This window comes from Mesorhizobium sp. 113-1-2, from assembly GCF_016756475.1.
Lineage (GTDB): Bacteria > Pseudomonadota > Alphaproteobacteria > Rhizobiales > Rhizobiaceae > Mesorhizobium > Mesorhizobium loti_C.
The window spans coordinates 6,815,209-6,838,083 of the sequence record NZ_AP023242.1 but is presented as its reverse complement, the minus strand read 5'-3'; the positions used below and the strand labels follow the sequence as shown (position 1 = coordinate 6,838,083).

Genomic DNA, 22,875 nt, shown 5'->3' with positions numbered 1-22,875 from the left:
GCGCCATGATGGCTCGCAAAAAGAAGGCGCAGATTTCCGTCTATCTCGATCAGAGCATCATGACGATGCTCGGCGATTATGCGGCGCGGCGCGGTCAACCCCAATCCATGATTGCGGAAGCAGCACTCGCTTCCTTCCTGTCGCCGGATGCGGACGCACGCCGCGAGGCCGCTATCGCCAAACGCCTCGACCAGGTCGATCGCCGCCTGGCCAGGCAGGAGCGCGATATCGGCATTGCGGTCGAGACACTGGCGGTGTTCGTCCGCTTTTGGCTGGCGACAACGCCGGCGTTGCCCGAGCCCGTCGCCCAGGCCGCGCGCGCCAAGGCGTCCGAACGCTATGAAGCCTTCGTGACGGCCCTGGGCAGGCGCCTGGCGAAGGGGCCGAAATTGCGACAGGAGATTTCCGAGGATATCAATCCGATGGACAACAGCGAAAACCCACCCTGACGGATTGCAGGTCAATCATCGGCTGGCTTGGAGCATGATGGCCATGTTCATCATGCTGATGGGTATACTCGACGCCCCTGGCGGTCACGCGACGACAAAGTTGGCGTACCGATGACGACGCTGATGATCAGCCGCGGCAACAGGATGAGCGAGCAAGTCCCGGCAGCCGGTTCGTCGCACCTTGATCAATCGATGGCATCAGCCTTGTTATCGGCGAGAAGAGCCGCCCGCTTGCCGATAGCCGACTTGACTGAGTCGACAAGCTGCTCAGGAAAGCCACGGGGCAAGGAGATGATCACCTCGTCGGCCTGCTTCTCCACGTTTTCAGCAATGTCATCAAAAATTCTGCGCATGACAGGGGCACCCACACCGGCAATGTCAGCCGTCTGCAGGAAGTGGCGTGGCATGATGTCAGGTACCGAATAGTGCCTGTTCTTGCCGACCGACATTGCCAATTTGAATTTCTTGCGAGGGATCTGTCCGGCATCGAGGCTGGGTTGCGCGGTCAGCACGTCGTAAAGCGGCGTCATGCGGAAGCGTCCGCCAGGGCTCAGAAAAATACTGAAATTCTTGGCGTGGCCGTCGGTCGCGCCAATCAGCCAGAACAAGATGCAGGTGCGCAAGAATGTGGCGATGTCTTCATCTGGCGTATCGCTGCCCTTCAAGAGGTCAATAATCTCTCGCATCCCGGGACCGCCATCGGACTGGTACTTGCGCGTCGGCGGCACCGACAGCGCTTGACAGATATCTTCCTGCGGCAGGCGCAGGAGGCGGCCGTCGCGTGCCCACAGCCGGTCGAAGCGTTCTACGATCAGGGTACGGCGCACGCCGAAGTCAGCGATCTGCGCCTGGGCGGAGGGAACGCCAAACGCTTGCAGCAGCTTAAGGCACAGATACTCGTTCTCGACGCTGTTGGAGAGATCGATGCCGTTCGGCAGCCGGCCGATCTGCGGCTTCAGGATATGGGTGGTCGCTGCCGTGCCGATCGGTTTGAACCAGCTTCCGTCCTTGCGCAGCAGCGCGGTCTTTTCCTGCGCGCCGGCAATCGAGATGCGAAAGTCCTCATCCTCGCCGAGGCCCAGCGGAGCGGTGGCAAGGTTCTCGATTATCCCGGCGACGTCCTCGTTGCTGACCGGCTTGCCTTCGACACTGCCGGGAGGGCCTGGATCCATGCCATCGGGCTGGAATTGCAACGCGCCGACGCAGTCACGGCCGAGCGCAGCCAGCATGCTGTAGGCGTCGGTGCCGTCGGCGCCGACCCGTTCGGCAACACGCCTGCGTATGGCGTCATTGTCCGGAAGCAGGTTGTCGAAGACGTTGGTCACCGGCGTGCCGATATAGCGGTCTTCCCGCAAAGGAAGCGAGAGTGAGATCGGGAAGGTGCCGCGCCAGTCCAGCCATTCGCGGGCGTATTGGAAGTCGATGGCGCCCGTCGATTCCCTGCGCAGGATGCCCACCAGGCGCCCGTTCAGAAAGACATTCAGGGGGATGTGAACCCGGCGCCGTGCCATCAGAACAGATCCTCGATATCAGCAGAGCTGCCTTTGCTGCGCGCGCGCACGACGAGTTCAAGGTCGAGAGCGGAGAGGGCGGCCATCAAGGTGCGGAGTTGCATCGCGGGCTCGCCGGCCTCGAGGCGGGAGACCGTACCCTGGCGCAGGTGGATCTGGTTGCCGAGCGAGCCTTGCGTGAGCCCGGCGTTCTTGCGGGCGCGGCGCAGAATGGCTCCGAGTTGTTTTTCGTTGCGAGCGATCTGGTCTGTCATGATGGGTCTCCACGCCAGCAATATACGCGATCGCGTATTATTCGTCAATATACGAAGTTGCGTATAAAATGGAGATATACGTGATCACGTATATAAGGAAGATATACGCGACCGCGTATGATGCGGCGCGTCAGCTGGCAGCGGCGGTCTTGGCGCCCCAGCTGAAGCGGTCCGCACCCGGTCATCGCCAGCGCCGCACGGGAACTTCTGAGCAAGTCCGACAACGAACGCTCCAGTGTACTCTCGACCGCGATGTCCGCAATGCGAGGCGGCGATCTCCAGGCGTCTCTACCGGACCGACCGCCGGATCGCGCGCCTGGAGCGCCGGCATCTCGCTGGAGACCTTGGCCGTTTTTATCCGCTTCTGGTTGGCGCGACTCCGCTTTGCCGGAACCGATGGCGCAGGCGGCGCGCGCGAAGGCGAACGAACGCTACGAGGCATTCGTCGCCGCGCTTGGCAGCGCCTCGCCAAGGGGCCAAGCCTGCGGCAGGAAATCCCCGTAGACGTTATGCCATCCAGCGACGCAGAATGACGATGAGAGGCCTGTGGGCAGAGGCGCCGCCCGGGCTAGCGCGGCGCCGCCCGCGCTAGCGCGGCGCCGCCCGCGCTGTTGATGCCATCTGGGTTCTGTTGCTGATGGCGTTCAGTTGGCGGCTCCGCACAACTGCGACGTCGTCAATCCTGGCGGCACGTTCTCAGTGGGGCCAAATCCGTACTTCGCCATGATGGTGGCGATCGTGCCATTCGACATGACCTTCGCCAGACCCTGATTGTAGAGGTCGCGCAGATCGCCATCGTCCTTCCTGAACGCGATCGCGATGTAGCTGATCGACTTCTCGTCCGTCGTAAACGGGCTGGCGCGCTCCAGATCGGGGCTCTTGTTGCCGGCAAGCAGCCCGATCACCGTCGGGGAAGAGAACAGAGCCGCGTCGATGCGGCCGGCGCGCAGTGCCGCGATGTTGGTCTCGATGTCGGGGAACTGCAGGATGCGGTCTTCCGGCACGCCCTCGGTGATGGCGTTCTTGATGACATTGCTGCCGCGGCCGCCGCCCATGATCGCGTCGGATTTCTTGGCAAGATCCGCATAGCTGTGGATCGCCTTGGGATTGCCGGCGAGCACGATCGCCGCGTCGTCCGACCTCAGGTCGGGAGCGCCGAAGGCCACCTGCTGGCATCGCTCCGGCGTTATCGACAGGCCGGATGCGACGGCATCGAAACGGCCGGCCATCAGGCCAGGGATCAAGGCGCCGAACTCGGTGACCTCGAAGTCGACCTGCTTGACGCCGAGATCGGCGAAGGCAGCCCTGAGGAGATCCGGATGCCAGCCGAGCAACTCGCCGGTTCCCTCCTTTTTGTAGCCCCATGGCGCGCGGTTGTGGATGCCGATGACGATGCGCCCTTCCTTTAGGACGCGTTCTTTCGTGGTCTCTGCCGTTGCCGGCAGCACAGATCCAACAAGCGCGGCATAGGCGATGCAGGCTAGGCCAATCGCAGCCGATGGGGCTCGAAAATTCATCGGGGGTCCTCCCATGAGTTTGAGTTGCGCGAAGGCGTCCCGCCTCAGCCGCTCAAAACTACGGTTGGATGCCGCATCTCGTCAATGTATATATACGAAATATAGACGAAATATTGCGTATGAAGTGGTGAGTGGGTCAGGCCTGCCCGTCGAGGAGATACATGCCCTACGTGATTGCGATCGGGTGACGCAGTCCCCCAACCTCGCTTCCGCCGCTGACGCTTGAACCGATGCCGAACACCCGGTCGCCTAGACAGGCAAGACTTCCGAGCGCTTGACCTGCCCGAGCGCGAAGCTGCTTTCTATCGAGGCGATGTTGTCCAGCCGCGTCAGCTTGTCCTTGATGAACCGCTCATAGGCCTCGAGGTCGCGCACCACGATGCGCATCAGGTAATCGCGCTGGCCGGTCATCAGATAGCAGTCGACAACCTCCGGCCAGCGCAGCACCGCCTGGGAGAAGCGGTCGAGATCGTCCTCGCGTTGCCGTTCAAGCTTGATCGACGCGAAAGCGCTGATCGGCAGGCCAAGCTTCTTCTGGTCGAGGACCACGGTGTAACCTTTGATGACGCCGGCGCTCTCCAGGAGTCTCACGCGCCGGGCGCATGGTGAGGGCGAAAGGCCGACGGCCTCAGCGAGGTCGTTCGTCGTTGCCTTTGCGTTCTTCTGCAGCGCGGCGATGATTTTAAGGTCGATTGCATCGAGCGTCGGACTTGGCACGTTTCCCTCATCTGGGTGTCAATATTGGCTGGATCAGCCAATATTATTGAAATCCTTGCGTAAGAATAGCCACTTTTGAGAGACCTTGGCCGCTATCGTTGAACCGCGATTTCACGGGAGCCGACGATGACGATCCTTTCCGAGCTTGAACGCAAGGTTCTGTGGCTGGCTGTCTGGATGATCCATCATGCCAACCATGTTCGCGGGTCGCAGGACGGCCTCAAGGTCGGCGGCCATCAGGCGTCGTCGGCGTCCGCGTCGACCTTGATGACGGCGCTCTACTTCCAGATCCTCAGGCCTGAAGACCGCGTTGCCGTCAAGCCGCATGCGAGCCCCGTCTTCCATGCCATCCAGTATCTGTTCGGCAGGCAGACGCTCGAGCAGCTGCAGAATTTTCGCGGCTATCGCGGCGCGCAGTCCTACCCGTCACGAACCAAGGATATCGACGATGTCGATTTCTCGACCGGGTCGGTCGGACTGGGCGTGGCGCAGACCTTGTTCTCCTCGCTGGTCCAGGACTATGTCAGGGCCAAAGGCTGGAACGCGGACCAGCCGGAAGGTCGGATGGTCGCCCTTCTCGGCGACGCCGAAATGGATGAAGGCAACATCTTCGAGGCTCTTCTCGAAGGCTGGAAGCACGGCCTGCGAAACACCTGGTGGGTCGTCGACTACAACAGGCAAAGCCTTGATGCGGTGGTGCGCGAAGGCTTGTGGCAGCGCTTCGAATCCATCTTTCGCAACTTCGGCTGGGACGTGGTGATCCTCAAACATGGGACATTGCAACAGGCGGCCTTTGAGGAGGAGGGCGGCGAAAAGCTGCGGTCGTGGATCGATGCATGCCCCAACCAGCTCTATTCGGTGCTGACCTTCCAGGGCGGCGCCGCGTGGCGCCGGCGCCTTCTGGATGACCTGGGGGACCAAGGACCGGTGACCCGCCTGATCGAGAAGCGCAGCGACGAAGACCTTGCCGCCTTGATGGCAAACCTTGGCGGCCACGATCTGGCAAGCATCATCGATGCCTTCGAGCAAGCGCGCGGTCATGATCGTCCGACCTGTTTCATCGCCTATACGATCAAGGGCTTCGGCCTGCCGCTCGCCGGCCACAAAGACAATCACGCGGGATTGATGACGCCAGCGCAGGTCGACGCGCTGCGGCAAGGCATGGGTGTGCGCGAAGGGCATGAATGGGACTTGTTCGAGGGCCTTGCATACGATGAGGCGGCGATCCGGTCCTATCTGGCGTCGTCGCCTTTCGCGCAGGCAGCTACCCGTCGCCATAAAGCTCCAGCCGTGCCCGTGCCGGTGCAGATACCCTGGGGCGCACAGGCCTCCATGTCGACACAACAGGGCTTCGGCCTCTTGATGCACGAGATCGCCAAGTCAGACAGCGATTTTGCCAAGCGTGTCGTGACCACGTCTCCGGACGTCACGGTCTCGACCAATCTCGGCGCCTGGGTGAACAGGCGGGGCCTGTTCGCGCGCGGCGGCCAGGCAGACCTCTTCCGGGAAGAACGCATTCCCTCTACCTTCAACTGGACGTTTTCGCCGTCAGGACAGCATTTCGAACTGGGCATCTCGGAGATGAACCTCTTCACCATGCTCTCGGCGCTGGGTCTGTCGCACTCGCTTCACGGCGAGCGCCTGCTTCCCGTCGGAACGCTCTACGACCCCTTTATCGAGCGTGGCCTCGATGCGCTCAACTATGCCTGCTATCAGGATGCGCGCTTCATCCTGGCGGCGACGCCTTCTGGCGTGACGCTGGCCCCCGAGGGCGGAGCGCATCAGTCGATCGCCACGCCGCTGATCGGCATGGCGCAGGACGGCCTGGCGACATTCGAGCCGGCCTATGTCGACGAACTGGCAGTCATGCTGCGTTGGGCATTCGACTACATCCAGCGCTCCGGAGAGGCCGAGCCCGATGACCAGACCTGGCTGCGCGATCAAACGGGAGGTTCGGTATACTTCAGGCTCTCGACGCGGCTGATCGAGCAGCCGACACGCCAGACCGGGAATCCCTTGGTGCGCGACATCGTCGATGGCGCTTACTGGTTGCGCAAACCCGGGCCGAATGCCGCTGTGGTGATCGCCTATTCTGGAGCTGTCGCGCCGGAGGCGGTGCAGGCATTGGGGCTGATGGCCGGTGACCGGCGCGATGTCGGGCTTCTTGCCGTCACCTCTGCCGATCGGTTGAATGCCGGCTGGTCGGCCGCGGCGCGGGCGCGGCAATATGGCCATCCGCACGCCACCAGTCATGTCGAGCGCCTGTTGGCCGGCCTCCCGGCCTCATGCGCCATCGTGACGGTGTTGGACGGGCATCCCGCAACGCTCGCCTGGCTCGGTTCCGTATGTGGCCATCGCACGCGCGCCCTGGGCGTAGAGCATTTCGGCCAGACCGGCACGATCGCGGATCTCTACCGGCATTACGGGATCGACGCGCAAGGTATCATGGCTGCCGTGCAATCGGTTTCGGCCGGCCGGCCGCTGCGGCACCTTGGCTCCGCCGCCTGACGATTCGCCAGCATCGCCCGCGCGGTTCGCTCTTTCGATAGGGGTGTCAATACCGGAATTCCTTGAGGGCGCTTGCCGACCGCCGGTGCCATCTTCCCGCGTGGCGACAAAGCGGGGGAGATGAAAATGGCTGAGGCAGGCGATCCTATGAGCCGCGAAGTGCTGCGGTCGCCGGTTGGGACGGCGGTGGCGATGGCGCATCACGGCGAACTCATCCAGGGCGTCTTCAAGGACGATCGCGGGCGCCTTCATCGCGGGCTCGTGACGCTGCCGATTGCCGGCTTGAGATCGCAGGCGCGCTTTGTCCGGAGCGACGCAGATGCGGTCGTTGTCCACCCCGATCATAAGGTCAAGGCGTCGGCCGCCGCACGGCTCACGCTCGATTTCCTGAACGCCGCCGGCGGCGGCGAGCTGACCCTTCAAAGCTCAATTCCCGTGGGGCACGGCTACGGCTCATCGACGGCCGACGTTGTCGCTTCCATTCGCGCCGTCGCAGCGGCAGTCAACGTCCAGCTGCGGCCCTCGAGCATCGGGCGTCTGGCCGTTGCCGCCGAGCGCGCCAGCGACGCCATCGCCTTTGATGATCACGCGGTGCTGTTCGCGCAGCGCGAGGGCAGGGTTATTGAAAACTTCGGCGGCTCCCTGCCGCCGCTGCTTCTGGTCGGGTTCAAGGCAAATGGCGGGGTTCCGGTCGATACATTGCAGCTGCCGCCCGCGCGCTACGACAGTGCCGAGATCCAGGAATTCGGCGTGCTTCGGGCGCTGGTGGCGCGGGCGGTTCGCCTCCAGGATCCCTATCTTCTCGGACGCGCCGCCTCGGCCAGTGCCCTGATCAGTCAACGGCACTTGCCGAAACAGGGCTTCGGCGAGATCGCCGAAATCGCCCGGCGAGCCGGGGCGTGTGGGGTGCAAGTCGCCCATAGCGGTTCGTTGTTCGGCCTGATTTTTGATCTTTTCGCATCGAATCTGAAGCGACGGGCGGCGCTCGTCGCGCAGCAGATAAGACGTGCCGGCTTCAACGACGTCGAAATCCATCAGGTCAATGCGGAGGGCTGGACGTGGTGAGCCTCGACGTGGACTATTTCAGGGACCTTGAGACCCCGCGCCTTGCGCGCCTGGCGCCAAATCTCGTGGCCGCGGCTTTTCCGCTGATGAAGCTGATGCCGGCCCGCTTCATTCTGGATCGGGCAGCGTCGAATGGCGAGCTGAAGCGAGGCTCCCATATCGTGGAGACGACGTCCGGCACGTTCGGCATGGCGGTCGCGCTGCTGGCGGCAGCGCGCCACTATCGGCTTACGCTCGTCACCGCTTCAACGCTGATTGACGCCAAATACAAAGCCCGCCTGGAGCGCATCGGCGCCACGGTCATCGCGCTTGACGATCCGCGCGGCGACGGCAACCAGCCTGGCCGGCTGGAGCGCCTCCAGGAAATCCTCGCCAACGAGCCGGACGGCTTCTGGACCCGCCAATATGACAGTCCCGGTAACTGGCTTGCCTATGCGCGGTTGGCCGAACTCTTCATCCGCGCAATGGGCAAGGTTGACTGCCTGGTCGGCTGCGTCGGCACGGGCGGCTCGCTATGCGGCACCGCCTCCTTTTTGCGAACCGTCTTTCCGCACCTGACGGTATTTGCCGTCGATACCCATCGCAGCATTCTGTTCGGGCAGCCTGTCGGCAAACGCATGCTGCGGGGCTTGGGCAACAGCGTACTTCCGAAAAATGTCAGGCATGAGCTTGTCGACGAAATCCATTGGGTTGGCGCCTACCCGGCGTATGGGACCGCGCACCGTTTGCTGCGCGACCACGGCCTGTTCATGGGGCCGACCAGCGGCGCCGCCGCCTTGGTCGCGCAATGGGTTGCAACGACCCTTTCGGATGCGCAAGTGGCGGTCATCATGCCTGACGAAGGCCATCGCCATGCCGAGACTGTCTACAGTGACGAATGGCTCAGCGCGCTGCCTGGCTGGCCCTGCAAGGAGCCGTCCGAGCCGAGGACGCTGACGACCATCGCGCCAGCCGCGGAGACGCAATGGACGCGCTTTCTTTGGCTGCGCCGCAGCCTCGACGATGTGCTGAAAACGCGCGAAGCAGGGGAAGTGCCACCGGCTGTTGGCGCCGCGGAGAATCTATGAAACGAGATCCAGCCCGTTCTTGTCGAGCCAGCGCCAGGCATCGTCCGTCGTCTGGAAGACCTGATCGTGTTCGTTCGATCCGGCGGACCGATCGACGTCCTTGAGACCGCTGGCCGTCACGACGGCCACAACACGGTCTGTGGCTGCGATGGCACCTTGGTCCTTCAATTTCGATATCGCTATCAGCGGCGTGACCGACGCCAGTTCGGCAAAGATTCCTTCGTCCCGCGCAAGGCGCTCCTGCATCGCGATCAGGCCGTGATTGCTGACGGGGACGGCGTGCCCGCCGGATTCGCGCAGCGCCTTCAGCGCCTGAAAGGTGCTGCGCGGCGTACCGATCGATACGGCAAGGCTGTCGAACAGCATCTTGCGTTCACTCAACGCATCAGTGCCGCTGGCCAGAGCATCCGCCAGCGACCCATGCACCTCCGCCGCGACGAGACGAGGCAGGCGCGTGATCGACCCTTGGGCGAACAGCTCGCAAAAGCCAGCCCACACGCCGGACAGGGCATCGCCGTAGCAGACCGGCAGGACGCACCAGTCTGGCGCCGTTCCGTTTGACTGCTCGATAATCTCGTAGGCGATCGTCTTGTAGCCCTCGATGCCGAGTGGGTGGCTGCCGACGACCGGACCGTGATAGGGCGAGGCGATGAACCAGTCGTAGCGGGCAGCCGCCTGTTCAAGCAGCGACCATCGGTCCATCTTGCTGACCAAGGGGAGGACCGTCGCGCCATACTTGCGGATCTGCGCCAGCATCGCGCCGGCCGACCCCGCGAACGTGGTGACGACGCATTTCAACCCGGCGCGGGCGGCGTAGGCCGCCAGGGAAGCGCCGGCGTTTCCCGAGGATGCGGTCGCGACGATCTTCGCGCCACGTGCACGCGCCACGCTGACCGCGATTGTCGAGAAGCGGTCCTTGTGCGACCAGGTCGGGTTTCGGCCTTCGTCCTTGATTGCGAGGTTAGGCACGCCGAGAAACGCGCCTATGCGCGGCGCGGCAAGCAAAGGTGTCAGACCCTCGCCGAGGCTCACCGCCTCCGCTTCTGTGCAAGGCAGCATATGCGCAAAACGCCACAGCGAGCCCGAGGTGGCAGCGCCGGCCAAGGGGTGAGGCTGCGGGGCCGTATAGACGGGCGCAAGATTTGCCGGCGCGGTGTCCTGGCAGCGCGCGCACCCTTTGGAGTCGATGGTGACATCGGCCGGGTAGGAAGCGCCGCATCGGATGCAGACGAACTCCAGGACGCGACCTGTGTCCATACCAGGTCGGTTTTGCTCGCCTGAGAGATGCGCGGACATATCGTGTGCGAGGTCGCGAAACGGCCGGCTCGCCATGGCTATTCCTTATCCAGGAAACGATGAAATCGCTGGTTGTTTCAAACAGCCAACAGGACCGCTGTCAATGCGGAATGTGCACTATAGTGTGTCGCACCATAGTGCGCGTCGTAGCATCCGTTGTTTGATGAAACTTCGCGGCGTTTTCGGGCTGAACGTGCAGCGGCTCCGGAGAGAGAGAAAACTCTCTCAGGAGCAGTTGTCTTTCGTTTCGGGCCGCACGCGCGCCTATATCAGCAGCGTCGAGGCCGGGAGGCGCAACGCCACGCTGGATACAGTCGAAATTTTGGCCAAGGCCTTGAATGTCGAGCCGCAAGAGTTGGTTTCAGCAAGTCCGGCAGACAGGCGAGCTATCCGGGTGACGAAGCAGGTCGCTTCCAAGTCGACCGAGTGAAGCCAAACGTCATCAATGCAGTACTGATCCAGTTTTCACTTATCTCTTCGTTGTGACATGCGATTGACTCCTTCAGTGTACATTCGATCCGCCTCCTATTGAAGATGGTATCAAGGCACGCATAGGTTGTTGCGCGGGTAGGGCCTGACTGTAGTCGAGGTCTGCCAATGGAGAACAAAATCGTTTCTGACCTCTTTGCGGCGATCTCGAAGATCGACACCGCGCGGTCGGCCGATGCAATCCTTCAAGAGTTCCGCTCAGCCATGGAGCGCTACGGATTGCGCAATTTTCTGATCACCGGACTGCCTGTGCCGCACGATACGGACTGGCAGCGTGAGATTCTTGCTGATGGCTGGTCTCCTGAATGGCATCGTCGGTATGTCGCCGAAGAGTATTTTTTGCACGATCCTTGTGTCGCCCAGTGCCGGCACTCGCCACAGCCCTTCCGATGGGGCGAGCTGCCGGCCGCAAGGCTCGTTGCACGCGCGAAGCTGGTCATGGACGAGGCGGCCGAGTTCGGGATGAAAGAAGGTATCTGCGTCCCAATTCATGTCCCACTGGCCGGGCCGGGCGTCGTCACGGTGGCGAGTGACCGGATGGACGTTCCGCCAAGCGCCATGCCCCTTATCGAAACACTTTGCGTGCATACCTTTCGCAGCCTCTCAGCGCTGGGAACAGCCGGCGATGGCGATGAGCCCACGCCCTTGACGGCGCGCGAGCGCGAACTCCTGGAGTGGAGCGCGCAAGGCAAATCCAACGATGACATCGCTTGTATCCTCGGCGTCACCAGGAACACGGTTGAAAGCCATCAGCGCAACATTCGAGGCAAGCTCGATGCAATCAACGTGGCGCATGCCATTGTCAAGGCGCTGCGACGGCAGGAAATCCAGATTTAGCAATACCTGAATACCGTCATACGTACGGCAAATCCGTTTTCCTACGACCTCCGCATGGAGGCGTCATGGTTCGTGTGCATTTGGTCACTTGGGACAACAGGAAGCACTACAGGAAAGTTCTGGAGCGCTACTTTCGCATGAGGTACGACATTTACGTCAAGCAGAGGCGATGGCGCGCCGTCGCCCGGCCGATCAACATCGAGATCGACGCCTTCGACAACGAGCATGCGCTTTATGTCCTGGCGCTTGACACCAACGGCAAGATCGTTGGCGGCTCCCGTCTCGTGCCGACGCTGGAACCGCATCTCATGAGCGAGGTCTTCCCGGTCCTCGCCGGTGGCAAGCCTCCGAGAGCGGCTGAGATTTTCGAATGGACGCGCTTCTTCATCGTTCCATCGCTTCGCACGCACGGTGCTTCATCGCCGGTCGCCGGCTTCGTCCTCTGCGGTATGCTCGAGATGGCCCAAATTCTGGGGATTCGACAGATCAGCGTGGTGTGCGAGACATTCTGGCCAAAACGGCTGCGCGCGCTTGGCTGGACGCTGACCGAGCTCGGCGACGTTCTCGAACATCCCGACGGCGACATCATCGCGCTGCTGATCGATGTCACGCCCGAGGCTGTTGAACACACGCGCCGCGCCTACGGCATCAGCGGCGTCATACTTGCCGATAAGATCTAGAATGATACCCATCGCCAGCTGAAGTTCGCCAGCCGGAGACCGCCAATCGATCGCGAATTGTAGAACTATTCGACGACCATTTTGGGCCGGAAGCGGACGAGCGGCTTTCGAAAGGCGAAAGCGAGTAAGCAGCCGGTCCAGTTGCCCTCCTTCAAACGCATTCATCATGGTTTCATACCGCCACCAGAACAGTGAATCTGCTGTCTTCGTCGCTCGACCATGCATATCGACTGCGATGATTCAGTTTCCAGCAGGTCGACCAACCGAAGAGCCGACAACTCTGTCAGGTCAACCTGTCGGCTTCAGATCCTGATGACGTGCCCGCGCAGCGATGAGCAGCATCGTCTCGTCGTTCATGCCGCTCTGGAAAAGCCGGACAAGATCGGCTGCAAGCCTTTCAGCCTGCGGCGAGCCCGCTATCAGATGGCCTTCCTGGCACACCTGAATGAAAATGCGTTTCAGGGCTTCCAGGTCCGACGGATACAGGGCGGGGTCGATGTTCATGCGGTCAATCATGTCTGTGCCTCCCAGTTGCCAGCTATGATCAGGGGGCGGAAAATACCCCTGCCAGTGAAGTCTGTCGTTTAAATTTGCTGTGACGGGCGTCGCAAGCAAAAGACCGGCAGTAGGACGGCGGCTTCCATGGGCGGCACGTCCTTACGATTCAGTAAGTAGCTCAGTTGGGCAGCGCCAGCTAACCATCACGATCGGCAGCGAACGGCACATTTGCTGCCCGGTGGGCCTCCACCCGCCGAAACTAAAAGGCCCGCTGCCCGCGAACCCCAGGCAGCGGGCCGTCAATACGAAGGCTTCGCCCGGCAAGCGCGCGCTGGACGGATCTCCTTACACGGCGGCGCTGGGATGAGGCTGGCTAAGCCAGGAATTTTGAAATGATCGGTGTCCCTGCCAACCGACGACACAAAGAGAATGGCGGCTAAGGAAGACCCGGAGGCAATGCGCTTCGCGGCCTGCCTGGCTATTGTCGTCCGGTTCGATAGGAGGGCTGAACGACAATTTGTCGGCGCTTGTCCCCATCTGGCTGAACTGGCGAGCCTGTCCCAGACCCATTGTTGACTTGAATTGGCTGTTTTGCCGCGGTCCCACCATCGCCCTCAACGTATAGCCGTTCACTCTCCGTTTGGCTCGTTCCGTTGCCGTAGTAGATGATTGACGGCCATTTCTTGTCGACCCTTTGCTCGTCTGCCAAGCTATGGGTCGTCGCAAGGATCAGTGCAGCCAGCGCCAAGATGACCTTCATTTCAATCATCCATCACCAACCAAAAGATGCGCCTGAAATCATAAGTTTGCCGTTAAGGGAATTCTGCAAATTGTAGTCTTCCGCGCCATCGAGGCAGAGACGAGAACAGAGGGTGAGATGAGTTTCGCAATTCCGACCCCGATCCCAGTTGGCGATTGTTCAGTAATCAAGGCTGCCTAGTTTTCCACCGCTAATCACGGCCCGTGGACCGAATTTTCTGGCCGGAATTTGCGAGACTCTTATATAAGCAATTCCTAATGGAACGCCGGTACGCAATCCGAAGGGTCGAGGATGGGCTGTGGGAGGTCTACGACATAGACAACTACATGGTTGTACCCGTGGGTGGGGTAGCCTTGACAAATTTGCTGGATGAAGAGGCGCTCGACGCCTTGGAACTGCTAAAGGGCGGATTCCTAACCCCGAGCAAGACCAGGAAGATAAAGCCCTAACAAGAATTCACATCGATTACGGTGTGCCAAATTTGCCCTTGAGGGTACTTCAGGACGCGAACCCGGACGCCGCCGGGCCATCCTGAGGGATACTTGGAAGCCTTCTCTCCAACCTCTACGCCGGGTTTGCGGAGGCGCCAAGCGCGAAAAGCGCGAGCCCATTGCCATAGGTCGCGATATCCCAACTGCCACGATGGCCTGAAGGACGTCGCCATCGCCGACGCAGTCGTTGACAGCGCGACCGCTACTGACCCCGCTTGGATAACGCCCGTCGCCGTTTGGACACTGTGTCTGCTATCGAGCACCGACAAAGTTGATCTCAACGACCGACATTGGGCGCATTGCGGTCCGGCAGCATAGGGCCGACAGTAGTAGGTTCGCTTGTGGTGGAGGGAACGCCGATAGCGGACGCTGAACTGCCAATGTTCGATGTCGTTAGTTGACCAAAAGCAGACACTCAACTCAATTGATCGGTGTCGTCACCATCCAGGAGTGCTTGGCGTTCCCGCGAGAAAGACCAGGCATTTGCCTCGTTTCGCCTGCCCCAACGTTAGACATTGGATCAAGTCGACTGGTGTCACCGGGATCGCTCTACAAGCTCGTTTCCACCTGTTGTAGACCCGACATGGCGGCATCGGACTGCCGGACCAAAATTTCCTGCGTCTAGCGCAGTGGGATGCCAAGGTTATCCTCCCGACTTTTCACCTCGGCTTCGCTTAAATACCCCATTCGGAGGCAGTTCGCGACTTCATATGGGTGGTTCGGCGGGATGGAAAGCGTGCCATTTAAGTCATCGAGGCACCCCTGCCGCAGCGCTTTATCCACCAGTTGCTGCAACGTCGCTTCTTTTCCTTGCTGGTTTGATCGATGTTCGCCGAAGACATAAAACCCAACCCAGACGACAATGGCTGCGAAAGCGCCGGCTACCAGCAGTCGCAATCGCGCGTTATTGGGCATTTGCCCTCCGCAGAGCAGCGCAGCCTTTCAGGCTACCGGGCTTGGTCAGGGTGAATCCTTGCCGATCAATCCTCCGGCTGCCGCTTGACTCTCGGTCGAGGACTGGTTGGCACCGATCAGTGTTGCAGATGGGGTCCGGCGCTCTTGGGCCAGTAGTGGCGGCAATCTGTGCCGTCGTTGTGGTTGGCATCTGCCACGCAGGTGCTTCGAAGATGGTCAGTTGGCGCGCGGTACACCCGTACACCACGTCACCGCTTGCACAGTCGCGCCACCAGGCCGCGAAAGCCGAATGGCAACCAAATCATTTGAATATCGATTTGATCCGACGCAAATGCGCTCTTGCCGAGGAAATCCTCAAGTCCTTTTAGATCAAATGTTTGTCGTGTTTCGGGGCCAACGAATTGCAACCTCTTCATTGAAGAGCAATCCGTCGCGTAGATCGACATTGTTCCGCCTGGACGCAGGACCCTGTGGGCTTCCGCCAAGGCGGTTCCGGTCGGCGAGCAGAAGTATATCACGTTGACGGCCAGAACCTTGTCCATTGAGGCGCTTTCCACTGGCAGCCGCTCGAAGGTGCCCTGGATCAGTTTCAGCTTTCCGTCTTGAATTGCGGCTCGATTTCGAATTTGGGCCTGACGAAACATCGTCGGCGACCGATCCACCCCTGTGATCGTACCGCTGTGCGCAAGTCTGGCCATTTTTTTGAGCGCCCAACCCGGCCCAAACCCTATTTCTAGGACGTCATCCTTCTCGCCGATGTCCAATCGTTCGATGGCCCGCCTGTTGGGCAGGTGATTTATCAGACCCATGACAGCCCCGGCCGCACGCCCGCACATGCCCTCCGGCATGGAAAACTGTTGCGCAATAAAGTTGTGCAGGCCAATGGTGCCTATGCCATCGGGTGTCTCGACGACGGATGCACGTGGTGGTGCCAGATGCCAGCCAGGCGCGCCTTGGAACGCAAGGCCGTCGTTTCCGCCGCATCTGTCAATCTGTGGAACCAATGATATTGCAAGCGGCTCCTGGGCTTTTTCATCCAACATTCATTCTTGCTCTTTGTTGCGGGCGATACCCAGAACGCCAGTTCGATGCGGCAGTGTCCGAAACGTATCCGGCGCCATGGCGGCAGCGGCCATCGTTGCAACCGCGGACACACTCACAGGGTTGCGATCGCCCAACGACGGTGTGGGTCGTCTCTATGGTCGGAGCAACACGGGACCGATCATCCGAATCCCTTCGGGTGGAGGGATAAACGACACGGCCGCAATAGGGGTGCCGATAAACCCTCCGCATCGCCACAGGAAGCGCGAGCTCAAAAAAAAGCAACCGATGGCAACGATCGGTACCGCGACGGCTGCAAGGGCCGCGCCTAGAACCAGCGCGAACGCAATCCAGAAGGTTTCAGCGATCCTGTTCATTAAGATGACTCCATTCCTTCCGAAACAATGAGCCATTCATGTTTCCCGCGCATTTCCGTTGGAATACATATTCGTAAGGTGCCGTAGTGGCGGACGCATTGGATAAGGGGTATCGATCCCGCCAATCGAGCGCAAAGAGATCAGGAAAGATGCGCGGTGGTCTTCATCCAGGTAACGGAAAAAGCGTCGAGGCTGAGGGTGCGCGCGTGAGACGCAAGCATCCGATCGACAGTCTCGAATTCCTTGTTGGTGCCTGACAAGGTCGCGGGCCCCGTCCAGCACCGTCGTCAACAATGAACTGCCGGATATCTGGCGTCGACAGGGTCGGAGGCCCTGAACCGCTGTCGGTTCGGCATTGATGGTTCGCAAGCTCCATTCCTGACGCGTTGCCGAACCGACCGCTTTGGGGCCGCAAGCTGACTGTCTGCTTGTGGGACGAAATCGCAATAAGCAGTCATCCCGCCACTACCAAGCATGACCATCGCAGAGCAGTCGATCAGAGAAGCGAAATGACCGGTATGCTCATACGGCATGACATCGATTGCGGGATGTTGGACGCGCGTTTCCGCTATGCACGTGTTCGCTCCAGGAACCCTAGATCTCATGCACTTGCTTTGTCGCCGTTGCCTTCGGAACCATGAAGTCTATGATGTCAGATCTTGCGCGATGATACGACATCGAGAGGATTTCGCACGATGTTTCCATCGTGCGAGCAAGTTTGCAGGTGAGAAGGAGGTGGCCTCGCCCGCAACACAATCGTGGTGCGTATCACCACCTGGAAACGGGAGGCTATTTTGCAAGTCGGCAGGGCGCGCGGTCGTCAACCTGCCCGTGAACTCCACCGATCAAGGCAACAAGACCGGCGTCACGGGATTCGACGCCCACTCTCCACGCTGGGAGAGCCTGATGCAGAAACCTCTCCATCGGATTTCGGAGGGATGAGGTTTACCGCTTTCCGCCTGCCATCTTCGTGGAAGCAGGTAGTCGCCGCAGGCCAAGCATGGCCGCGGCACCGATCAACGGTCCAGGTACTAGAAGCAGGAATGCCCAACGCCAGCCGCCAAGCAAGCCCGCTATGCGCGGGATCAAGCCGATGACCAGCACGGTGAGGGCAAAGCCGAGCCCGAGTTGGACGGACAGCGCCGTGCCGACAAAGCGCCTGTCGCCAAGCTCCGTCACCGCCGCCGAGAACTGCGCGGAATCCCCGATGACTGAGATGCCCCAGACCAGTGCGACCAGGACGAACAGCCAGAGCGGCCCGTCAAAGACAAAGCCGATGGCCAGCGCACAGAGGCCGGACACGATCATCATTCCTGCCGTGGTCAGGCTGCGGCCGAAGCGGTCGGACAACACGCCGCCAAGCAGGCAGCCGGCGACACCCGCAGCGATGGCGCAGAACGTGAACAGTGATGCAAAAGCCGGCGACGGTTGACCCTGCACTTCGAGTGCAGCCCGGGCATAGGTGAGCAGCCATGCCCACATCGCATAGAGTTCCCACATGTGGCCGAGATAGCCGATATTGACCAGCAGCAACGGCCTGTCGCCGAAAATTGCGCCTATCTGGCGCGGTTCAAAGATCGCCTTGCCGAATGGATGCGGCCCTTCGCCAGCGAAGAACCAGAATATCGTGGATCCGATGAGTGTCGCCACGCTTGCGGCAAGCACCACCGATTGCCAGTTGAGCGAACCGGTGAGTGCCCGGAACAGATGCGGCAGCGCCGAACCCAGTGTCAGCGCACCGATGACGGCGCCGAGCGCCAGTCCCCTGCCTCGTATGAACCAGGTCGAGACCAGCTTCAGCGCGGGCGGATAGACACCGGCCAACGAAACGCCGGTGAGGATGCGGGCAGCGACGATGCCGACCTGTCCGGGCTGCAGCAACAGACAGGCGTTGGCAGCGGCGGCAAGCAGTGCAGAAACTGCCATCAGCCGGTTCAACCTGACGACGTCGGGCAGGTTGACGAGGCTCGAGACCAGCGCGCCGGCAACGAAGCCGATCTGCACGCCATTGGTCAGCCATGCCTCGATCGTGCTCGAGAGAAGCCACGCCGCCTTGAGCTCGGGCGTGATCGCGGTAGCTGAAAACCAGGTGGTCAGCGACAGCACCACGGCGAGGCAGAGCAAGGCAAGTACACACCAGCGATGCGTATCCTTGACCAGGACGGCCTCGGCCGCGCTATCAGAACTCAGCCGGAGCGCCATGACCAACCACTCAGCCGCGAGCCAGCGGCACGGTGAACACAGTCGCGGTGCCGGTCAGGCAGACGTCGCCGGCCTCATTGCGCACCGAGGTCTCGATCTTGCAGATCGGCTTATCGGGGCGCACCTCCTTGATCTCGACGCGGCCGGTGATCATCTCGCCGACGCCGACCGCCTTGACGAACTTCCAGCCGACTTCAAGGAACACCGTGCCTGGACCGGGAAGGTCCTCGGCTACCAGCGCATTGAGGATGCCGGAGGTGACGCCGCCCTGGACGATGAGCTTGCCGAACACGGAGGCCTCGGCCAGTGCCCTGTCGTAGTGCAGCGGATTGCGGTCACCGGTCATCTCGGTGAAGGCCGCGATGTCTTCGGGACGCGTGCGCCGAGAGCGCTCGGCGAATGCGCCCACTTGCGGGCGTCCCTTGACGACGCCAATCCAGCCATCCTGTGTCTTTGCATTCATGGGCTTACTCCAAGTTAAGTTGCGTCATGTGGCTGAGCCAGCCATCGCTGGACCACGCCGCCAAATCGTGACGGTAAGATCAGGTCGTGCCCTTTGTCGGGAACAAGTCCCGGTAGTTCGTTACCTTAAGCAGGTGGCGTCGAACGTCTTCGATGGATGGGCCTTGGCGGACTAGCGTCCAAAGGCTTGAGGGCGGTAAGGTTTCCATTCCGAAAGAGCGATGCATTTTTTTTACCTTTGTTTGAATTCAGCGGTTCGACTGCGGCTTGCTACTCACTGAGCAATGTTTCGTTGGCGTAGTCGCTTCGACCTCCGGTTGGCATGAGCTACCTCTCTCCTGTTAGACGAGCCTTTACTCGCCAGGGTCAGGGCTGTGGTCGTTTGCCGCCCGCGCACCGCGGGGCTGCGGCCGGGCATATCGCACTGGGACAACTGCACAATCTCGGCTTTCATCACGGTGCTGAACTGCCGATGCCTGTCCTCTATGTCGAGCAACGTCCAGTTGAAGGATGCGATTGCGTCGGTGGCGTCGAGGATTTTCCCGCTGATCAGATCGCGCTCGCGCTGGTAGACCTCAAAGGCCTTGGCGGTGTTATCGAGGATTGCACAGGCAAGGCTTTCGCTATCGCGCAGCGCATCGGAAATACCGTGCGACGTGATCGGGTCGCGGAAGAACCCGGCATCACCGACAAGCGCCCAGCCTGGACCATGCGCTTGGCGCAGGAAACCCGGCGCGCCACGAAAGACATGGATTCTTCCGCGAGTTGCCTTCCCGGCCTGTGCGGCTAATTCTGGAGACACTGCGTGCAGAGTAGCCATGCGGGCGTCTGCGTGGCCACCTCGAAAGCGTTCGTCGAACTGTTTTGTCGGCACTGAGGCCACGATGCAGGCGAGGCCGTCATTGGTCGGGATGAACGAGCCGCTTATACCCTCGCGAAAATACCAATGGTAGCTGCTCTCCGGCTCGACCGGCACGTAGGCGTAGAGATGGGCGGCCGAAACTTGGCCGCGCCGCAGCGTCTGCGCTCCACAGCGCTTCGCCACCAGCGACCCAATCCCATCCGCCCCAATGACTATGTCGGCTGTGATGGTTAGATGCGCTCCGTCAGAAGTGAGTATCTGAACGCCACGCATCCTGCCATCGGCGCTGCTGACCAAATCCGCAACGACCGTGTCGTGCAACACCTCGGCGCCGGCCTCGCGAGCGGCATCGACCAGCGTCCTGTCCAGCAGCGTGCGCCTCGGTGCTATCAGGCCCGGCAGATGCGGGCTCGCGCGCAGAGGTATGGTGATTTCCTGATCGCCATAGTGGAAGGCGGTCGCGGTTATCAAGGGCGTGCCGGCGTCGAGCAGCCTCTTCAGCAGGCCCCAACGCGACAGCTGGAGAACAGCCGGGCGCATCAGCGCATGGGTCGACAACGTGTCCGATCCATAGGCCCTGCGGTCGAGCGCAAGGACTCGCAGCCCGGCTCGCGCAAGCAGCATGGCGGTCGAGGCACCGGCACAGCGAGCGCCGACGATGATGGCGTCGTAATGGGAACAGCCTGGTTTGATGCGCATTTTAATGTCCTAACGCAGTGGGAGATTTCGGTGGCTATCGCTTGCTCGTCCGCGCTGACGCCGCCGATGAAGATGGGATGACGCCCGCGCAGCACGGAATTTAGCTAAGGAATGTTGAGGCGCGTCCTCCGTCGCCGCCCTAGATCGCCACCGAGCGGAGACGCGACTTTATTTGGCTCGTTGACCTGTCGATGTAGTCGGCGATATGGGTGCTGAGTTCGCGCACATCGTCCTCAGCGCCGTGGATGAAGCTCGATTTCCGGCGACGCAAGTAAGGCAGCCCCAACACATACACACCGGGAACGTCAGCAACACCGCGACTATGCTTGAGGTCGCCCTTGCGATCGAAGATTGGCAAGTCCAGCCATGAAAAATCCGGCTTAGAACCGGTAGCCCATAGCACCGTGCGAATGTCTTCCCCGAGTTTGAGTTCCAGCTGTGACGTCTCACCAACTAAGGTAGGAACGAAGCGTTCGGTGGGACCGATGCCGGACGGAGTATTGGCCTCTGCCCATTGGTCGATCCAAGCGAGCAGCCGGTTCATCTTCAGGTCGGCGAGCGCGCAGACGTTGCGCAGCGATCCGGAAAATTGGGCTACAGAGTCGCGAATGCCCATCAGCCGCCCGACGATTTTGACGCCCTGTCCTTGCAGGACATTGAGGTCGAGCGTCGCGCGGTCCGATGTGCCGACAAGCTGTGGCGACGGTACTCTTCGGGCGCGGTCGGGGTCGTCTACGTCATCGATGTGCTGGTCCAATACGCCCGTCGCGAGCATCCACCATTGGATGTCGCGACCTCGATAGACGCGCGGCAGCCGAACGTGTTCGCCTACCGCGAGCGTTACAGGCCGGCCGCTGAGCTGAATCTCCTGTGCCAATTGCAGGCCTGTAGCCGATGCCCCAACCACCAACACCCCGCCAGGGGCAAGTTGCCGCGGATTGCGGTAGGTGTGAGCCGATAGCTGTTCGACATTGGCTGGCATGGCCTCGGCCAATCTCGGTATGACCGGCTTGTTGAACGCACCAGTCGCGAGCACGACGGCTTGGCACAGCCAGTCCCCACGCGAGGTCTCGACCCGAAAGCCGTGTCTGCTCTGCGCGACTCTGGTGACAGTGGTGCGCGTAAGAACCGGTGCTGATGTGTATGTGGCATAATTGGAGATGAAATCAGCGGCTTGGCCGGCGCTCATGTAGCCGTCCGGGTCATCGCCCCGGTATGGGTAGCCGGGGAGCCGCGTCATCCAGTTGGGCGTAAGCAAACGCAGTGAATCCCAGCGCTCCGTGCGCCAGGAATTCGCGACCTCGCCTCGCTCGAGAACCACATGCCTGAGCGAGCACTGGCCTAGCAAATAACTCATGGCCAGGCCGGAGTGACCGGCACCGATGACGACTACGTCAACGGTGCCGGCGATCCCGCGCGATGCGCTTTCGCTCATCAGGACTTGCTCGAGGTGACAGTGACATCGGTCGGGTTGGCGACCACGTCAAAGACGGCCGAACGCTTTTGCGACTGTGCGACGAGAGCGGCTATGTCTTCCGCGCTGGCGTCGGCGTCGATATCGTAATGCACCTTGATGCCATCGAAACCATTGCGCACATCCGGATCAATGCCGAGGATACCCTGGATATTCATGCCCGCCTCAAGCGTCGCCTTGACTGAGTGCAGCTGGATGTTGCGGTTTTGCGCAACAGCCGCGATGCCCGCGGTCAGGCAACCGGCCAGGCCGACCAGCACAAACTCCACCGGCGTCGCGCCGTTGTCTTCCGACGCGAAGACTTCCGGGTGATCGGACTCGAACTTGTAGGTCTGGCGATGCTGGTGTTCTGTGCCCAGGCCGAAAAATCCGGCAACCGTGGCTCGGTTGTGGGTGCCCTTTACCCACTCACTAGTTGCTCTCCATTTGAAGCGGGCGGCCTCGGGGGCATCCTTCAGCGCCTCGCGGGCGCCAAGCAGAGCGGCTACGTTGACGCCATTCGTGGCGGTTTTTGTGTGCTTGGTCATTAGGTCGTACTCCTGTCGATAGTGATGGGTCCGAGTCTTTCAGCGGACTGGTTGTCTTCCCATGGGGCGTTGTACCCAACATGGGAGTGGGCGTAGAATCGCCGGACGAGACGCTATGCTGGCTTAACTCCGGCAAGGCCAAGCCAACGGATTGCAGATGTTAAGGGCGATGGGCGT

The 22,875-nt window shown here is 61.1% G+C and carries 20 protein-coding genes; 7 read left to right on the top strand and 13 right to left on the bottom strand.

The features are described 5' to 3' along the window. Positions 1-5 precede the first annotated feature (5 nt). The gene (locus JN279_RS33050; RefSeq protein ID WP_202351276.1) at positions 6-449 is read left to right on the top strand and encodes a CopG family transcriptional regulator; all 444 of its coding nucleotides are present in this window, start codon (positions 6-8) and stop codon (positions 447-449) included. A gap of 185 nt (positions 450-634) precedes the next feature. On the opposite strand, the gene JN279_RS33045 is transcribed toward JN279_RS33050, so the two are convergent. The 4 genes from JN279_RS33045 to JN279_RS33030 form a co-directional block, all read right to left on the bottom strand. Next, positions 635-1,960, bottom strand: coding sequence for a type II toxin-antitoxin system HipA family toxin (locus JN279_RS33045; RefSeq protein WP_202351275.1), 1,326 nt, complete (start codon positions 1,958-1,960; stop codon positions 635-637). After that, entirely contained in the window at positions 1,960-2,214 is a 255-nt protein-coding gene (locus JN279_RS33040; RefSeq protein WP_064982438.1) for a helix-turn-helix domain-containing protein, read from the bottom strand. The genes JN279_RS33045 and JN279_RS33040 overlap by 1 nt, the downstream gene beginning before the upstream one ends. A gap of 644 nt (positions 2,215-2,858) precedes the next feature. Next, on the bottom strand, positions 2,859-3,731 hold the full coding sequence (gene ehuB, locus JN279_RS33035; RefSeq protein ID WP_096454646.1) for an ectoine/hydroxyectoine ABC transporter substrate-binding protein EhuB: 873 nt from the start codon (positions 3,729-3,731) through the stop codon (positions 2,859-2,861). Between the two features lie 249 nt (positions 3,732-3,980). After that, positions 3,981-4,448: an Lrp/AsnC family transcriptional regulator gene (locus tag JN279_RS33030; protein ID WP_096454648.1), complete on the bottom strand. Its 468-nt coding sequence runs from the start codon at positions 4,446-4,448 to the stop codon at positions 3,981-3,983. A 126-nt stretch (positions 4,449-4,574) separates the two neighbouring features. On the opposite strand from JN279_RS33030, the gene JN279_RS33025 reads away from it, so the two are divergent. The 3 genes from JN279_RS33025 to JN279_RS33015 all read left to right on the top strand — a co-directional run bounded on the left by JN279_RS33025 (position 4,575) and on the right by JN279_RS33015 (position 9,088). Continuing rightward, positions 4,575-6,956 carry a pyruvate dehydrogenase (acetyl-transferring), homodimeric type gene (locus JN279_RS33025; RefSeq protein ID WP_202351274.1) on the top strand — a complete coding sequence of 794 codons (2,382 nt, stop codon included), beginning with the start codon at positions 4,575-4,577 and terminating at the stop codon, positions 6,954-6,956. 126 nt (positions 6,957-7,082) lie between these two features. Beyond that, entirely contained in the window at positions 7,083-8,021 is a 939-nt protein-coding gene (locus tag JN279_RS33020; protein ID WP_244734256.1) for a GHMP family kinase ATP-binding protein, read from the top strand. Beyond that, a complete protein-coding gene (locus tag JN279_RS33015; RefSeq protein ID WP_202351273.1) occupies positions 8,018-9,088 on the top strand; it encodes a PLP-dependent cysteine synthase family protein in 1,071 nt (356 codons plus the stop codon). Before JN279_RS33020 ends, JN279_RS33015 begins: the two co-directional genes overlap by 4 nt. On the opposite strand, the gene JN279_RS33010 is transcribed toward JN279_RS33015, so the two are convergent. Then, on the bottom strand, positions 9,083-10,345 hold the full coding sequence (locus tag JN279_RS33010; RefSeq protein ID WP_202353857.1) for a threonine synthase: 1,263 nt from the start codon (positions 10,343-10,345) through the stop codon (positions 9,083-9,085). The genes JN279_RS33015 and JN279_RS33010 overlap by 6 nt on opposite strands. A 202-nt stretch (positions 10,346-10,547) precedes the next feature. On the opposite strand from JN279_RS33010, the gene JN279_RS33005 reads away from it, so the two are divergent. From JN279_RS33005 to JN279_RS32995, 3 genes are all read left to right on the top strand, one after another. Next, complete coding sequence (locus JN279_RS33005; protein WP_202351272.1) at positions 10,548-10,814, top strand: helix-turn-helix domain-containing protein; 267 nt, start codon at positions 10,548-10,550, stop codon at positions 10,812-10,814. A gap of 167 nt (positions 10,815-10,981) precedes the next feature. Next, positions 10,982-11,710 (top strand): LuxR family transcriptional regulator, encoded by a 729-nt coding sequence (locus JN279_RS33000; RefSeq protein ID WP_202351271.1) that lies wholly within the window; start codon positions 10,982-10,984, stop codon positions 11,708-11,710. A gap of 65 nt (positions 11,711-11,775) precedes the next feature. Next, the gene (locus JN279_RS32995) at positions 11,776-12,390 is read left to right on the top strand and encodes an acyl-homoserine-lactone synthase (RefSeq protein WP_202351270.1); all 615 of its coding nucleotides are present in this window, start codon (positions 11,776-11,778) and stop codon (positions 12,388-12,390) included. Positions 12,391-12,678: 288 nt separating this feature from the next. On the opposite strand, the gene JN279_RS32990 is transcribed toward JN279_RS32995, so the two are convergent. The 8 genes from JN279_RS32990 to JN279_RS32955 all read right to left on the bottom strand — a co-directional run bounded on the left by JN279_RS32990 (position 12,679) and on the right by JN279_RS32955 (position 22,698). Then, the gene (locus JN279_RS32990) at positions 12,679-12,906 is read right to left on the bottom strand and encodes a hypothetical protein (RefSeq protein ID WP_202351269.1); all 228 of its coding nucleotides are present in this window, start codon (positions 12,904-12,906) and stop codon (positions 12,679-12,681) included. Between the two features lie 1,854 nt (positions 12,907-14,760). After that, complete coding sequence (locus JN279_RS32985; RefSeq protein WP_202351268.1) at positions 14,761-15,054, bottom strand: hypothetical protein; 294 nt, start codon at positions 15,052-15,054, stop codon at positions 14,761-14,763. A 248-nt stretch (positions 15,055-15,302) separates the two neighbouring features. After that, the gene (locus JN279_RS32980; protein WP_096454622.1) at positions 15,303-16,097 is read right to left on the bottom strand and encodes a class I SAM-dependent methyltransferase; all 795 of its coding nucleotides are present in this window, start codon (positions 16,095-16,097) and stop codon (positions 15,303-15,305) included. Positions 16,098-17,417: 1,320 nt separating this feature from the next. Next, positions 17,418-18,674 (bottom strand): MFS transporter, encoded by a 1,257-nt coding sequence (locus JN279_RS32975; RefSeq protein ID WP_202351267.1) that lies wholly within the window; start codon positions 18,672-18,674, stop codon positions 17,418-17,420. Between the two features lie 10 nt (positions 18,675-18,684). Further along, positions 18,685-19,137: a MaoC family dehydratase gene (locus tag JN279_RS32970; RefSeq protein ID WP_096454616.1), complete on the bottom strand. Its 453-nt coding sequence runs from the start codon at positions 19,135-19,137 to the stop codon at positions 18,685-18,687. A gap of 273 nt (positions 19,138-19,410) precedes the next feature. Then, the gene (locus JN279_RS32965; protein WP_096454614.1) at positions 19,411-20,697 is read right to left on the bottom strand and encodes an NAD(P)/FAD-dependent oxidoreductase; all 1,287 of its coding nucleotides are present in this window, start codon (positions 20,695-20,697) and stop codon (positions 19,411-19,413) included. A 139-nt stretch (positions 20,698-20,836) separates the two neighbouring features. After that, the gene (locus JN279_RS32960) at positions 20,837-22,132 is read right to left on the bottom strand and encodes an NAD(P)-binding domain-containing protein (RefSeq protein ID WP_202351266.1); all 1,296 of its coding nucleotides are present in this window, start codon (positions 22,130-22,132) and stop codon (positions 20,837-20,839) included. Next, on the bottom strand, positions 22,132-22,698 hold the full coding sequence (locus tag JN279_RS32955) for an OsmC family protein (protein ID WP_096454610.1): 567 nt from the start codon (positions 22,696-22,698) through the stop codon (positions 22,132-22,134). The genes JN279_RS32960 and JN279_RS32955 overlap by 1 nt, the downstream gene beginning before the upstream one ends. Positions 22,699-22,875: the final 177 nt, after the last annotated feature.